The 14,453-nt window shown below is 66.1% G+C and carries 14 protein-coding genes; 8 read left to right on the top strand and 6 right to left on the bottom strand.

Features of this window, described 5'->3' with window-relative positions; translation table 11 throughout:
* The first annotated feature begins 13 nt into the window (after positions 1 to 13).
* Positions 14 to 445, top strand: coding sequence for a MarR family winged helix-turn-helix transcriptional regulator (locus tag ABZ004_RS14755; protein ID WP_355680360.1), 432 nt, complete (start codon positions 14 to 16; stop codon positions 443 to 445).
* Here the strand turns inward: ABZ004_RS14755 and ABZ004_RS14750 are convergent.
* Positions 442 to 3,522, bottom strand: a complete 3,081-nt coding sequence (locus tag ABZ004_RS14750; protein ID WP_355680359.1) for a BTAD domain-containing putative transcriptional regulator — start codon at positions 3,520 to 3,522, stop codon at positions 442 to 444. The two genes, ABZ004_RS14755 and ABZ004_RS14750, sit on opposite strands and share 4 nt — an antisense overlap.
* 103 nt (positions 3,523 to 3,625) lie before the next feature.
* On the opposite strand from ABZ004_RS14750, the gene ABZ004_RS14745 reads away from it, so the two are divergent.
* The 4 genes from ABZ004_RS14745 (at position 3,626) to ABZ004_RS14730 (ending at position 6,170) form a co-directional block, all read left to right on the top strand.
* Positions 3,626 to 4,201, top strand: coding sequence for an NAD(P)H-dependent oxidoreductase (locus tag ABZ004_RS14745; RefSeq protein WP_355680358.1), 576 nt, complete (start codon positions 3,626 to 3,628; stop codon positions 4,199 to 4,201).
* A 13-nt stretch (positions 4,202 to 4,214) separates the two neighbouring features.
* Positions 4,215 to 4,748, top strand: coding sequence for a dihydrofolate reductase family protein (locus ABZ004_RS14740; protein ID WP_355680357.1), 534 nt, complete (start codon positions 4,215 to 4,217; stop codon positions 4,746 to 4,748).
* A 130-nt stretch (positions 4,749 to 4,878) separates the two neighbouring features.
* Positions 4,879 to 5,424: a hypothetical protein gene (locus ABZ004_RS14735; protein ID WP_355680356.1), complete on the top strand. Its 546-nt coding sequence runs from the start codon at positions 4,879 to 4,881 to the stop codon at positions 5,422 to 5,424.
* Positions 5,421 to 6,170: a hypothetical protein gene (locus ABZ004_RS14730; RefSeq protein WP_355680355.1), complete on the top strand. Its 750-nt coding sequence runs from the start codon at positions 5,421 to 5,423 to the stop codon at positions 6,168 to 6,170. Before ABZ004_RS14735 ends, ABZ004_RS14730 begins: the two co-directional genes overlap by 4 nt.
* Before the next feature lie 46 nt (positions 6,171 to 6,216).
* Here the strand turns inward: ABZ004_RS14730 and ABZ004_RS14725 are convergent, their stop codons facing one another.
* Positions 6,217 to 7,587 (bottom strand): FAD-binding oxidoreductase, encoded by a 1,371-nt coding sequence (locus ABZ004_RS14725; RefSeq protein WP_355680354.1) that lies wholly within the window; start codon positions 7,585 to 7,587, stop codon positions 6,217 to 6,219.
* 229 nt (positions 7,588 to 7,816) lie between these two features.
* On the opposite strand from ABZ004_RS14725, the gene ABZ004_RS14720 reads away from it, so the two are divergent.
* The gene (locus ABZ004_RS14720; RefSeq protein WP_355680353.1) at positions 7,817 to 8,860 is read left to right on the top strand and encodes an alpha/beta fold hydrolase; all 1,044 of its coding nucleotides are present in this window, start codon (positions 7,817 to 7,819) and stop codon (positions 8,858 to 8,860) included.
* Between the two features lie 58 nt (positions 8,861 to 8,918).
* On the opposite strand, the gene ABZ004_RS14715 is transcribed toward ABZ004_RS14720, so the two are convergent.
* The 3 genes from ABZ004_RS14715 to ABZ004_RS14705 all read right to left on the bottom strand — a co-directional run bounded on the left by ABZ004_RS14715 (position 8,919) and on the right by ABZ004_RS14705 (position 10,609).
* The gene (locus tag ABZ004_RS14715; RefSeq protein ID WP_355680352.1) at positions 8,919 to 9,473 is read right to left on the bottom strand and encodes an NAD(P)H-dependent oxidoreductase; all 555 of its coding nucleotides are present in this window, start codon (positions 9,471 to 9,473) and stop codon (positions 8,919 to 8,921) included.
* A 123-nt stretch (positions 9,474 to 9,596) separates the two neighbouring features.
* Positions 9,597 to 10,259 carry a hypothetical protein gene (locus tag ABZ004_RS14710; protein ID WP_355680351.1) on the bottom strand — a complete coding sequence of 221 codons (663 nt, stop codon included), beginning with the start codon at positions 10,257 to 10,259 and terminating at the stop codon, positions 9,597 to 9,599.
* A complete protein-coding gene (locus ABZ004_RS14705) occupies positions 10,256 to 10,609 on the bottom strand; it encodes a hypothetical protein (protein WP_355680350.1) in 354 nt (117 codons plus the stop codon). Before ABZ004_RS14705 ends, ABZ004_RS14710 begins: the two co-directional genes overlap by 4 nt.
* Before the next feature lie 164 nt (positions 10,610 to 10,773).
* On the opposite strand from ABZ004_RS14705, the gene ABZ004_RS14700 reads away from it, so the two are divergent.
* Together ABZ004_RS14700 and ABZ004_RS14695 are read left to right on the top strand one after the other, a co-directional pair.
* On the top strand, positions 10,774 to 12,759 hold the full coding sequence (locus ABZ004_RS14700; RefSeq protein ID WP_355680349.1) for a histidine kinase: 1,986 nt from the start codon (positions 10,774 to 10,776) through the stop codon (positions 12,757 to 12,759).
* Positions 12,760 to 12,787: 28 nt separating this feature from the next.
* Positions 12,788 to 13,456 (top strand): response regulator transcription factor, encoded by a 669-nt coding sequence (locus ABZ004_RS14695; RefSeq protein ID WP_355680348.1) that lies wholly within the window; start codon positions 12,788 to 12,790, stop codon positions 13,454 to 13,456.
* On the opposite strand, the gene ABZ004_RS14690 is transcribed toward ABZ004_RS14695, so the two are convergent.
* Positions 13,450 to 14,421, bottom strand: coding sequence for a WYL domain-containing protein (locus ABZ004_RS14690; RefSeq protein WP_355680347.1), 972 nt, complete (start codon positions 14,419 to 14,421; stop codon positions 13,450 to 13,452). The genes ABZ004_RS14695 and ABZ004_RS14690 overlap by 7 nt on opposite strands.
* Positions 14,422 to 14,453: the final 32 nt, after the last annotated feature.

The raw sequence follows: 14,453 nt of genomic DNA, 5'->3' as shown, positions 1-14,453 counted from the left end.
AGTGGAGCCCAGCGTGAAGGAGACTCTCGGCGCGGCGAGCGGCCTGGTCCGCCTGACGTTCCTGGTGCAGAACCTGTACGCCGAGATCGGCCGTGGCTGCGACCTCACCGTCGCACAGGCGCAGATGCTGTGCGCTCTCACCGAGGACTCCCTCGGCATGGCAGACCTCTCCGCGACCCTGGGCCTCGAGCGCTCCAGCCTCACCGGCCTGGTCGACCGCGCCGAGCACCGCGGCCTCGTCGTCCGGGAGGGGGATCCGAGTGATCGCCGGGTCGTCAAGGTGACTCTCACAGCCGCCGGTGCCGACGCGGTCCACAAGTTCCACGACCAGCTGACCGAGCGCCTCGAGAAGCTAGTTGCGGACCTCCCCGCCACCGAGCGGGAGCGTTTCACCCGCACACTGGGCCGCCTGGTCACCGGCGTACCAGCCGTCTTCGCCGACTAGCTGGACACTTCTGCGAACGCCTCTTCCAGGGACAACTTGCGACCACGCTCATAGGCAGCCTCGAAGCCGGCAATCCGAGCAGTAGCCCGCTCAATGTCCGCTGCTTCCGCAAAAGTCACCACATAGTTTTCAGCAGCTCGAGCGGCCGCAGCCGCTCCCAGCAAGCACGCAGCAAGCTCCGGCTCGTCCACCAACGCAGCGGCGAGCCCCTCGAGAGCCCAGCACATCCCACGCCCCGACTCGTAGTCCTGCGAGACCCGGAACGCCTCTGCATGCAACTCCCGCGCCTTCGCGTAGGACCCGCGCAGCTCATACGTGTACCCGAGCTCCTCCAACACGATCGACAAGTACAACACCGGCTGATCCTGTCGCCGTGCAGCATCCACCAGGCCCTGCAGACGGGTCTCTGCCTCGTCCAGCTCACCCGTACGCCGAGCAGCGAACCCCAGAACGATCTCCGCCAACGCCTGCGACGACAGATGCCCTTGCTCGGTCGCCAACCGCAGTCCCCGTACGCCGTACTCGCGTGCCGCCGCATAGTCGCCCTGCCGGATCGCAGTCCACCCGAGCCAGCCCAGCTCAGCCGCTACCTCCGGCCAAGCTTCCAGCTCCTCCGCCATCCGCAGACCCTCGGCATGGAGCCGTGCTGCCTCGTCGAAGTCGCCCACCAACTCCGCATGCGCACCCTGCCAACCAGTTGCCTGCAGCAATCCCCAGCGATCACCCAGCGACCTGAAGATGGCTGCACCCTCGTTGGCGTCACTCTCCAACGCCTGCAGATCAGCACGGACATGCGCATGCTTCGCACGAGCAACCAGTACCGCTGCGACTCCCCATTGATCCCCGTCAGCGATGAAGGACTTCAGCGCGTGCTCCAGCATCTCCAGACACGTCACCAGGTCACCCGAGTCGCTGCCGTTGAACGCCAACCACCACTCGGCCCGCGCGTCCACCTCTGGCAAGCAACGATCCCGTACTGCGGCCGCGCCGGCGTCGCCCTGCAGATACATGAACCCCGCCAACCACGCTGCCACCGCAGGAGTCTCAGGCAGCACCTCCAGCGAACGCCTGGCCTCAGCAAACCGTCCACGGAGGAACCAGTACCAACCAAGCGCAACAGCAAGCCGAGTAGCGAGCTCGAAGTCACCATCCCCCACTGCTCCGTCCAGAGCACTCCGCAGGTTCCCGGACTCTTCATCCAATCGCTGAAGCCACATCCGCTGCTCCGCGCCGTACAGGTGCGACTGGGCGAGCTCGGCCAACTCTACGTAGTACTGGCGATGTCTGAGTCGCACTTGCTCGAGCTCGCCGGCTTCGCGGAGCTTGTCGACGCAGTACGCAGCAACTGACTCCAGTAGTCGGTAGCGACCACCAGCTTGTACTACGAGGGATCGGTCGACGAGCCGGATGAGTACATCGAGGGAGCCCGAAGCCACCTGCTCAGCCGCGCCCGCAGTACAGCCGTCTACATGTACTGCGAGTCGCCGAAGCACCAGCTGCTCCTCAGGCGAAAGCAGGTCCCAGCTCCAGTCGATCATCGCCATCAACGTCTGCTGCCGAGGTGCAGCACCCCGATGACCAGTAGCAAGCAGCCGGAATCTGTCGTCGAGTCGTGCGACCAACCCGTCCACACCAAGCGCACGTACTCGAGTAGCGGCAAGCTCCAGCGCTAGCGGAATCCCATCAAGCCGACGGCAAAGCACCGAGACGCCAGAAGCCGACTCTGCATCCAGAACGAATCCTCTGTCGGCAGCAGCAGCCCGGGCGACGAACAACTGCACAGCACTTAGCTCTGCAAGGTCCTGCAGCTCACTGGCCGCACCCGGGACCTCCAGCGTCGGCACACTCCACACTGCTTCACCGGCGATACCCAGCGGCTCCCTGCTAGTAGCAAGCACCCGCAACCCAGGCGCAGCAGCCAACAGCCGGTCAATCAGTGCAGCAGCCTCATCAATCACATGCTCACAGTTGTCCACCACCAACAGCCGCTCCCCCAACACAGCCGCCAGCCGAGCCAGAGTGGACTCCCGCGAGCCACCCACATCCCGAAACTCCAGCGCAGCCTGTACTGCGTCAGTCAGCGACCCGGCAACATCCAGCGCATCCGGCGCGACGGCCGCCAGCTCGACCAGCACCACGCCGTCCGCAAATCTGTCGACCACCCCAGCCGCCGATGCAATCGCCAGCCGAGTCTTGCCCACTCCCCCAGGCCCGGTGAGCGTCAGCAGTCGATCGACGGCCAAGCGCGACCTAATCTCGTCAACTGCCTCTTCCCGCCCGATCAACTCGGTCACCTGCGCCGGCAGGTTGCTGGCCGGCGCTCCGGATCCCGGCCTCCCTTGGTGTCGACCCCTCGCTCCGTCCGAGCCCCGCGCTAGCTCTTGCGCGAGGATCGACCGCTGCAACTCGGCCAGCTCAGGACTCGGGTCCAGTCCCAGTTCGTCCGCTAGCAGCCGGCGTACCTGCTCGTAGCTCTCCAGCGCCTCACTTTGGCGACCCGCCCAGTACAGCGCCTTCATGTGCGAAGCCCGCAGTCGCTCCCGCAACGGGTGCTGCGCTACCAAGTCAGCCAGCTCCGACACCGGATAGTCGCCGGCCGCCAACCGCTCCTCGAAGTGCTGCTCGAACGCAGTCAGCCGCTGCTCGTTCAACCGAGCAACGGTCGCCTCCACGAAGGCCTCGTCGGCGAAGTCGGCGTACGCAGGTCCACGCCAAAGCTGGAGTGCCTTCGCCAGCTTTCCCTCCTCCAGGCACGCGGCGAACCGCAGTACGTCGCAGGTGGCGCTTTCGACCTTCAGGGAATAACCAGCAGGGCCTGACACCACCAGAGCGCGACTACCTGGCTCAGCGTCTTCAAAGGCGCGGCGCAGCTGAGACACCTTCGCAGAGAGCGTCCCGGCTGGATTGCCAGGGAGGTCGTCGCCCCAGAGGTCGTCGATCAGCCGGTCAGCAGGGACCGGACGCCCCTCGTGCACCAAGAGGTCGGCCAGCAGGGCGCGGACCTTCAACCCTGGCACCGTGACGGCCACACCGTCGTCGGTCCAGGCGGTGACCGGCCCCAGCACCCCGAAACGCATGGCCGCACCCTATCTTTCCGCGGTCTTACGCCGGACCGGAAAGAAACCGTAAAGCCATTCAGAGACAGTCAGGTCCAACAGGCAGCGCAAGGAGGTGAACAAGGTGAAGCTACGACTCGCAGTGATCATCGGGAGTACCCGGAGTGGACGGTTCGGTCCGACAGTAGCCAACTGGTTTGCACAGCAGGCAGCCAAGCGAGCGGACCTCGACGTAGACGTGGTCGACCTCGCGACAACCGACCTGCCCCCCACACTGACCGACACTGACGAGCCGGCGCCCGCCGCGGTCTCAATACTCGCTCCACGTCTTGCTGCTGCGGATGCGTTCGCAGTGGTGACGCCGGAGTACAACTGCAGCTTCCCGGCGCCACTGAAGACCGCACTGGACTGGTACTACGAGGAGTGGCATGCCAAGCCGGTAGCGATCGTTGCCTACGGCAGGGAGAACGGCGGCCTGTACGCCGTAGCTCAGCTGCGGCAGGTGTTCACCGAACTGCATGCCGTCACCATTCGCAACACCGTCACTATGCCTTGCTACTGGGAACAGTTCGCCGCAGACGGCAGCTGGCCCCGCCCTGGTTCCGGCTACGACGCCGCTGCCAAGCTCGTGCTCGACCAGCTCGTCTGGTGGGCTCACGCGCTCAGAGACGCACGCAAGAAGTATCCCTACCAACCCTAGAAAGGCCAGCACCATGAGGAAGATTCTCGAGTCCACCTTCGTCAGCCTGGACGGCGTCATCTCCAACCCACAGGACTACAGCCCGACGTACTGGGACGACGAGCACTTCGGGTACTCCGCGTCGCTGATGGAAGGCGCCGACGCACAACTACTGGGCCGGGTCACCTACGAAGGCTTCGCCGATGCCTGGTCACAGCGCACCGGTGAGATGGCGGACCACTTCAACAACATGAAGAAGTACGTGGCCTCCCGGACGCTGACAGAAACCACCTGGAACGCCGAGCTTCTCCAGGGCGATGCTGTCGAGGCAGTGCGCCGACTCAAGGAGAGTGAGGGCGGCAACCTGATCAAGTTCGGCACTGGCGAGTTCTCCAAGGCGCTACTCGACGCCAAGCTGGTCGACGAGTACCACTTCTGGATCTTCCCGGTGATCGCCGGCAGTGGCGACCGTCTGTTCGACGGACTACCCATGACGCACCTGGATCTGTTGGGCACTACCACCTTCAAGTCCGGCATTGTCGTCCACAAGCTGGCACCGAAGGCCTGAACTGTCGTGAACGTCCGGGGAGCTTCCCCGGACGTTTCGCATTCCGTACGGCGACCGGTTGCGGCGGTTCTGGCCTGGGTACCAGGCAGACCTACGGGGCCCAGCCAAAGAAAGTCGCACGGGAGGTCCGATGGGAACCGTCATCACCATCATCGTCATCGTCTTGGTCGTGATCGCTGCAGGTGCAGCGTTCTACGCGTACCAGCGAAGAAGGTCCGGCCAGCTGCAGCAGCGGTTCGGACCGGAGTACGAGCGAACGCTGGAACAGTCCGGTGATCGCCGCGCCGCAGAGCGTGACCTGCGGGAACGTGAGCACCGGCACTCCAAGCTCGATCTGCGGCCGCTCAGTGCTGAGTCCACCGCGCAGTACCGGGCGGAGTGGGACAACTTGCAGGGCAGTTTCGTGGACGCACCTGCGGACGCTGTAGCACAAGCGGATCGCCTTGTACTGCGCATGATGCGCGAGGCCGGCTACCCGGTCGACGACTTCGAGCAGCGCGCCGCTGACATCTCCGTGGATCACCCGGAGGTCGCGGAGAACTACCGCGAAGCGCACCGCGTCGCAGTAGCCCAGACGCGCGGCGAGGCCGACACCGAAGACCTACGCCAGGCAGTCACCGCCTACCGCCGTCTAGTCGACACCCTGCTCAACACGAACACCAGGGAGCAAGCATGACCACCCCGTACAACGACGACTCCCGTATTGCGGACACTGACGACACAGCCCGTACTACGGACGCCGCCGCCGACCGTGACTACGCAGACGACCGTACTGCGGGTCTAGACGCGGACCGTGCCTACACAGACGACCGCACTGCGGATGCAACCGCCGACCGTGACTACGCAGACAACCGCAGTACGGATGTCACCGGGGACCGTGACTCCGCAGACAACCGCAGTACGGATGTCACCGGGGACCGTGACTCCGCAGACAACCGCAGTACGGATGTCACCGGGGACCGTGACTCCGCAGACGACGACGCTGTGCGTACGACGGATCGCGGAGAGGTCGACCCGACGTCGACCGACGAGACCGACCGCTCGGCGTACGCGGACTCCGATCGGCTCGACGACAGCGGTGACGCGCTCGGCCGTCCGACCGCGGATCCGGTCGGCGAGCAACGCAGTACGGACAATGCTCCTGAGGTCAGCCCGGACGACCCACTCGTCCCCGACGACATGGTCGTCGACTTCAAAGCACGCTGGGACGTCATCCAGCAAGGTTTCGTCGACGATCCGCGCAACGCGGTGACCGACGCCGACAAGCTCGTCGGCGACGTACTCGAGCGCCTGTCCAGCACCTTCGCCCAGCAGCACCAGAGCCTCGAAGGCCAATGGTCCGACGGCGAGCCCTCCACAGAAGACCTCCGCGGCGCCCTCCAGCGCTACCGAGCCTTCTTCGACCGCCTCCTCACCCTCTGACCCAAAATCGGAGGCCGCCGACATCGGCGGCCTCCGAGAGCGTCAATTAGGGCGCAATGTTCTGATTGAGATGGAACAGGTTGCCCGGGTCGTACTTCCGTTTCACGTCGACCAACCGCTCGTAATTCCCCTTGTAGTTGTCAGCCACGCGCCCCTGATCGTCACCGGCCATGAAGTTGACGTACCCGCCGGACTCCGAGTGCGGCGCGACGGCGTCGTAGTAATTCCGGACCCACTCCGTATTCGCCTCGTTCTCCGCCGGATCAGGCCACATTCCCGCGATCACTGTCGCGAAGTTGGCATCGCGATAGGCGAAGGCCGTCGCATCAGCCGCCACCCGATGGCAGGCGCCATTGATGGGGTAGATGTGCACGGTCGAGTTCACCGACGGCAGCTTCGGCGCGTGCTCCAGGTGCGCCTGGATCGCGTCATCGGTCAGCTCAGTAACGAAATTCGCCTTCCAGTAATGCTGCAGCCCGGCCGGCACCAACCCGTCGAACGCCGCATTCAACGCCGGGTAAGGCATCGGCCCAACATGCTCAGCCACGACCGGCGCGAACTCGCGGAATTGCGCGATCTGCTGCTCGCCCTTCTCCGGACTACCGGCCCAGCACCCGACGATCAGCATGAACGCGTCACCATGCCGATCCTCTGGAATGAACGGCAGCGGCGGCGCGAGCTGGAACGCCGGGAAGCCTCCGAGCTGCTCCGGCGCATCCTTGATCAGCTCGCGGAACCCACGCAGTACGGCAGGCGCGTCTGACATCTCGAACAACATCGGTCCGCCGAAAATGGTGTCGACAGGCTCCAGCCGGAATTCCAGCGCCGTCACCACCCCGAAGTTGCCGCCTCCGCCGCGGAGCGCCCAGAACAGGTCGTCGTTCTCCTTCTCGCTCGCGATCAGGAACGTCCCATCGGCCGTCACCACATCCGCCGAGATCAGGTTGTCGCAGGACAACCCGAGCCCGCGCGCGAGGTACCCGATCCCGCCGCCGAGCGTCAGCCCGCCGACCCCGGTCGTCGAGATGATCCCGCCCGTTGTCGCCAACCCGAACGCATGCGTCGCCGCGTTGAAATCACCCCAGGTCGCTCCACCGCCGGCGCGGGCCGTTCTCGTGTACGGATCGACCCGTACATTGCGCATCCGGCCGAGATCGATCACCACCCCGTCGTCGACCGTGCCGAAGCCCGGCACACTGTGTGAACCACCCCGCACCGCCAGCTCCAGCCCGTTCGTCGCCGCGAACTTCACGCCTGCGATCACGTCGCCGGTGTTCTCGCAGCTGATCACTACCCGCGGATGCTTGTCGTGCATCGCGTTGTACACCCTGCGCGCCTCGTCGTACCCATCGTCGCCGATGGCAACGACCGGTCCCCTGGTGCGCTCCCTCAAGTCCTCGATCGTGAACTCGCCCATGACTCCTCCAAAGCCGAGCGGGCCTTCCACGTTGTCGACCGGCACGCGTCGCAGCCATGCCGACCAGACCGGCAAGCCACCGTCGAACGCGGCGCGAATTCCACCCCAGAGAGCACCCGTCCCCCGACGGCCGCCAGACCTCCCCCTGGCAAACCTCGTCCCCCCGACACTCCTCCTGGCGCGCCCGCGAGTCAATCCCTGCCTTGACCCGGGTCTGCACTATGGGGCTATGAAGCTGCCGTGGCTCGGATTCGTCGCGCTGGTCCTCTCCGCAGCGGTCGCCTGCTCCTCCACCACGGCCGCCGACCCGACACCGACCCCACCATCCGCCGCGACCCCCACAGCCGGTACGCCGACAGTTGGCCCGTCAGCCGGTACGCCGACCGTCGGCGACCCGACGTCCGCGACTCCCGTGGATCCCGTCTCGCTCCCGGCGCTGATGGCGAAGAAGTACGACGGACGCGATCTCCGCCTCGGCGAGGTGATCACCCGCACCGACGCCTACACCCGGTACTTCGTCACCTACGCCAGCGGCAAACTCAGAATCTCCGGCGTCCTCAACGTCCCGACCATTCCCGGCCGCCACCCCGCCCTGGTACTCAACCACGGCTACATCGACCCAGCCGTCTACACCAACGGCCAAGGGCTGATGCGCGAGCAGGACTACCTCGCCCGCCGAGGATACGTAGTACTGCACACCGATTATCGCAACCATGCGCAGTCGTCCAAGGATCCGCAGACCGAGGTCAACCTGCGGATCGGGTACACCGAGGACGTCATCAACGCGGTGCTCGCCCTGAAGGCCTCTCCGTACGCCGATCCGCAGCGCGTCGGTCTGCTCGGCCGATCGATGGGTGGCGGGGTCACGTACAACGTGCTCGTCGCGCAACCAGGTCTGGTCAAGGCGGCCGTGATCTATGCGGCGGTCAGTTCCGATGCCGTCGAGAACTTCAACCGCTGGACCCGCCCTGATGCCTCGATCGCCCCGGCGGTGATCCGCGCTCACGGTACGCCGGAGCAGAACCCGACCTTCTGGCGCAACCTCTCCGCGGTCACCTTCTTCAACCGCGTTACCGAGCCGCTATTGATCCACCAAGGCCTCGCGGACTCTACCTGCCCACCCGCCTGGGCCCAAGAAACCCTTACTGCGTTGAAGAAGGCAGGCAAACAAGCCACTCTCTATACCTACCCCGGCGAAGAACACGCCTTCGCCGCCGCCTGGCCAACCTCAATGGCCAGATCAGTCGCCTTCCTCAAACAACAAGGCGTCTAGCTCACCATGTCGCCGCGGCCGCGGCGATGGTCGCGCGGCGGCGAGGTAGATGCCGAGGTCAGGAGGCGGCGAGGTTGGCTGGTTGGTTGAAGAGTGGGCGGGTGTTGAGGTCCACCTCGCCGGGGCGGTTGCCGTAGGCAAGTAGTTCTCCGCCCCAGTTCATCCCGAGGTAGTCGGCCGTCAGGCGGAGGGTGCCGAGCATCGGCTCCACCTCGGCGAGATCCTTGGCCGTGTGAGCCGTGATCGCCCACATGGTCTTGCCCCGCATCCGGTCGCGAAAATCCACCCCGGGGACGCGCATCCAGGCGGTCCAATAGTCCAGATACAGCTTCACGCTGGTCGACACCGTGAACCAGTACAGCGGCGACGCGATCACCAGATCCGTCGCGGCCAGCGTCGCCTCCAACAACCGCAACTCGTTCCCCACCGGAGCCGGGTAGATCCCATCACCCGCATGCCGCACGTCGCCGAACGGATCCAGCGGCAACTCCGAGAGCCGCAGCCACGTCTGCTCCACCTCGTCCGGCAACTCCGCCGCCGCCAGCCGCGCCAGCGCCTCGGTATTCCCGTTCGCCCGGGCGCTCCCCAGCAGGAACAGATAGTTCGCAGTCATGATTCTCCTTGCTCATGCAACTATTGCACAAGCCTACATCCAGCCTCCGCCCCACGTCGAGCGCCCGGTCCGCCCACGTGATCAGCCGGGCTCGTCCCCTGTGCGAGCCCGGCTTACCTGAGCTCAGTCAACCGGCAGCTTCAGCATCGCCCACCCCACCGCGGCGAACCCGACTGCCTGCAACCCCCAGCCGACCAGGTCGAGCGTGTGGTTCGTGATGACCACCGCGGCGACGAAATGAATCGGCTGCGAAACGATCACTGCGACAGCAGCCCACCGAGCGACCACCCGTGCCCGCCACAGCGCAGTACCGAGCAGAATCGTCCCCACCACGTGCCCCAGCACGAAGAACACTCCCGAGATCGCGCCCGAGGGATGGATCGACTCGATCAACCGCGTGAGCGCCCCCGCATCCAGCCCCGCCTTCGTCCCCGACCACAGCAGCTGATCCTCCGCCGTCAACCACCCGAGCGCGAGATACCCCGGCACCAGCAACAGCATCGCGATCAACGTCAGCCGAGGCGCCCGCGCCCTGGTCATCCGAGCGACCGCGTACACCGCCGGCACCAGCGTCAACACCGCGATGAATCCCAGCCACAGCACCAGCGACATCCGATCAGGAGCCGCTAGAGCCTTGCGCGCCATGGTCGCCGAGTCGTCCACGGTGTCGTAGGGCAGAACGAACCGCAGTACGGCGACCGCGGCTGGTCCGATCGGGAGAAGCAGAGCGATGGCCAAACGGCTCACACCGACGCTGTTCGCAGTACGGGCTGCTGTCGTTGTCATCGCGCGCCCGCCAGCTCGTGCGCCGGACGGAGTACCAGCACGGTTCCGACGGCGGTCAGGACGACCGCCACTCCAGCGGCGACAATCGCGGCGGCAGGTACGTCACCCACGAAGAACGCCGGGAGAGCGCTCGCTGCGGACAGCAGCCGCAGCACGATGAGCGGTACGACGGCCCGCCGCTGACCGCGCCAGGCGAGGACGACCAGCACCAGGCTGATCAGCCCGAGCGCCGCGCTGATCAGAGCGATGGAGATCGGCGGGTGCTCGCCGTCGGTGGCGAGCGGCGTCGCCAGATCGGCGACCGAGAGCAGGCCGAACACGATCAGTCCGGCGCGAAAAGTACGAGACATCAGAACCCCCTTGGAAGGACCCCCGGATCGGGGTATGCCACTACGGTCGCGGTCCCGCTCGCCCGCCGCCTGGGCCGCTGTTCACCGGGGGCCGGGAGATTGCCCGGGAGATCAGGGAGCGCGTTCCCGGGACGCCGGGAGTTTCCGAGGGCACACTGATTCCCATGAAGGCCGGTCGCTCCAACCCCGTTCTGCGCTGGGTCGCGGCCGCGCTGGGGGCGTTCGCGGTGGCCGAGGTGATCGCGCTGATCGCGCTCTCCGGCCCCGCCGGCTGGTCGCTGCAGGACGCGGTCGACAGCTTCGCCGTCACGAACGGCCTGATGGGCCTCACGTTCGCGGTCTGCGGCACGGTGATCGCCTGGAACCGCCCGGGCAACCCGATCGGCTGGCTTTTCGTGGCCGACGGCATCGGTCACGCCACCACCGCCGCCGGCGCACCCCTCACTCTCGTCCTTCACAACAACGAAACCCCGATCGGCCTCCAACGCCTCCTGGACACCGTCATCTCCTGGTCCTGGCCGTGGTCGATCGCCCTGTTCCTCCCGCTGGCCCTGTTGCTCTTCCCCGACGGCAAACTCGTCTCCCCGCGCTGGCGGATCGCCGCGATCGCACTCGTCGTCACCGCACCCTTCTTCGCCGCAGAGATGGGCACCTCCCCCGACGCAGCCTTCGAAGGCGGCGTCCGCGGCTACCTCACGATCTCGTCGTACGACGAACTGCAACCGTTGTGGACGGCGACCGAAATCCGCGGCCTGATCGTCTACGCCGTCGCGATCGCGAGCCTGATCATCCGCTACCGGCGTTCGGACGAAACCCGTCGCCGCCAGCTGCTCTGGCTGCTCCTCGCCGCCGTGATCGTGCTCGTCTTCATGGTCCCGTGGGCGCTGGTCGCCGGTACGCCGATCCTCGTCCTGCTGTCGATCCCGCTGATCCCGATCGCTGTCGCCGTCGCGATCGTCCGCCACAAACTCCTCGACATCCGGTTCGTCGTCTCCCGCGCCCTGACCTGGGCGCTCCTGTCGGTCATTGCCATCGGCACCTATGCCGCACTGGTCGCGATGACGGACTCGTTCATCTCGTCCCGCTTCGGCCGATCCGCCGCCGTCACCGTGATCGTCGCGCTGCTGATCGCGCCGGTCCTCCCGCAGTTGCAGCGACTCGTCGATCGAGCCATGTACGGCGACCGCCGCGACCCCGCGCGGGTCGCCTCCCGCGTCGGCGAGGAACTCGCGACCAACCCGGCCGGAGGGATGCCGGGCGTGGTCGGCGCGATTCGCTCCGCACTGCGACTCCCGTACGTCGGGATCGCGGTCGACGGTTCATTGGTAGCCGCTGACGGAGTCGCGGCAAACGTAGTACCGGTTGACATGTCGTACGGCGGTACTACGGTCGGCTCCCTTCTCGTCGGGCTCCGGTCGGGCGAATCCGGGTTGTCGCCGGCCGATCGGAACGTGCTCGCGCTGGTCGCAGTACCGCTGGCCGTCGCTGTCCATGCGACTCGGCTGTCCGATGAGCTCCAGGCGTCCCGCGAACGGCTGGTCGCTGCTCGCGAAGAGGAACGGCGTCGGCTGCGCCGCGATCTCCACGACGGTCTCGGACCGACATTGACCGGCGTCGCCTTCACCGCTGACGCAGCGGCGAACTTGGTGTCGGTCGACCCTTCCCGCGCCTCCTCGCTGTTGGCAGATCTTCGGAGAGACACCCGTACGGCGATTGCCGACGTACGCCGGCTGGTCGATGATTTGCGACCGCCTGCGCTCGACGAACTCGGTTTGGTGGGGGCGTTGCGGCAGAGAGCGGATCAACTTTCGTGGCGGGCGGATGGCGCTTCGGTCTCGGTATCCGTGTCGGCCGAGGGGTTGCCTGCGTTGCCCGCGGCATTGGAGGTGGCGGCGTATCGGATCGCCACCGAGGCATTGACAAACGTAGTACGGCATTCTCGTGCGACAGTCGCAGTACTGGCTCTGCGGTGTGGAACGGAATTGGAGATCGAGGTGACCGATGACGGCTCGCCGAACGGCGCGTGGATCCCAGGCGTCGGCCTGCAAGCCATGCGCGAACGCGCCGCAGAACTAGGCGGCACCTTCGAAGCCGGCCCATCAACCTCTGGCGGCCGCGTCCGCGCCTCTTTCCCCCTGGCGACGTCATGATGACCGCGTTCGCTTCGGCGGTGGCGCCATGACCCGCGAAGACTCGGCGGCGGCCCCGATCCGAGTGGTCCTCGCCGACGACCACCCCGTCGTCCGCGCCGGCCTCGCTGCGCTGTTGACCTCGCTCCCCGGCATCGAGGTGGTCGGCGTCGCCGCCACCGGCCGCGAAGCCGTCCGCGAGGTCATCACCTCGCGCCCCGACGTCGCCGTACTGGACCTCCAGATGCCCGACCTCGACGGCTTCGCCGCCACCCGCGAGATCGCCCGCACCGCCCCCGATGTCGCCGTCCTCGTCCTCACCATGTTCGAAGACGACGACTCGGTCTTCGCCGCCATGCGCGCCGGCGCCCGCGGCTACCTCGTCAAAGGCGCCGAGCAAGAAGAAATCGCCCGCGCCATCCGAGCCGTAGCAGCCGGCGAAGCAATCTTCGGCCCCGGCGTAGCGCGCCGCATGCTCTCCTTCTTCTCCGCCCCACCAGCAACCCCCGACCCCTTCCCCTCCCTCACCACCCGCGAACGCGAGATCCTCGATCTCCTAGCCGCCGGCCTCTCCAATTCCGCCATCGGCGCCCACCTCTCCCTAGCCTCCAAAACCGTCGCGAACAACGTCTCCACCATCTTCACCAAACTCGCCGTAGCCGACCGCTCCGCCGCCATAATCCAAGCCCGCAACGCCGGCCTCGGCGGCGATCACTGAATCGCGCGGAGGTAGCGATCTCCGATGGTCTTGAGGTGTTGTACGAGGGCTGGCGGGGCGGTGACGTGGAAGTCGAGGCCTAGCATGCCGATGTAGACGGCTACTACTTCGAGGCTTTCGGCGCCGGTGATGAGGACGCAGGTGTTGTCGTCGACCGATTCGACGATGCCGACGGCTGCGTGGATGCGGGAGAGCACTTCCTCGGCCGAGGCGAAGACGGTGATCGTCGCGTGGACTTTCCAGCCGGTGGTGGCGACATCACGTAGTACGAAATCTGTGTAGTCCTCTTCGGGCATCGGCCGGGGCTTGTAGCGGCGACCTGTTGCCATCCGCAACGTCATCCAGTCGACGCGGTACGTGTGCCAATCGCCCGATTCGTCCCGCGCGACCAAATACCAGTAGCGCTGCCAGCTCACCAACCGATAAGGCTCGACCAAGATCGGCAAGGTCTCCGGCGACTCTTTCTCCCGTACGGCATAATCGAAGCGCAGGTAATGCTCATCGCGAATCGCCGCCGCGATCGTCGTCACCACCGCCGGATCCACTTCGGGATCTTCCACATTGGAACCGGTATTGTCCGGCCCTTTCGACAGCGTCGAATGAATCGCGTTCACCTGTCGCCGAAGACGATGCGGCAACACCTGCTCGAGCTTCGCGAGAGCGCGCGTACTGCTCTCCGCCATCCCGCTCACCCCAGCCCCCGTCCGTAACCCAACGGCGACCGCAACCGCCTCCTCGTCATCCAGCAGCAACGGCGGAAGCTTCGCGCCGACGCCCAACTGGTAGTACCCCGCCGCGCCGCGAGTCGCGTCGACCGGATACCCGAGCTCCCGCAGCCGATCGATGTCGTTGCGAATGGTCCGCGTGCTCACCCCCAACCGCTCCGCCAACTCGGACCCCGGCCAGGCCGGCCGCGACTGCATCAGCGCCAGCAAGGACAGCAATCTCGACGAGGTTTCACGCATGCTGAAAATAGTAGCTTGAATAGGAATCTATC

Source organism: Kribbella sp. NPDC006257, assembly GCF_040613535.1.
Lineage (GTDB): Bacteria > Actinomycetota > Actinomycetes > Propionibacteriales > Kribbellaceae > Kribbella.
The sequence above is the reverse complement of the archived record's forward strand: the minus strand, read 5'-3'. Positions and strand labels throughout refer to the sequence as shown.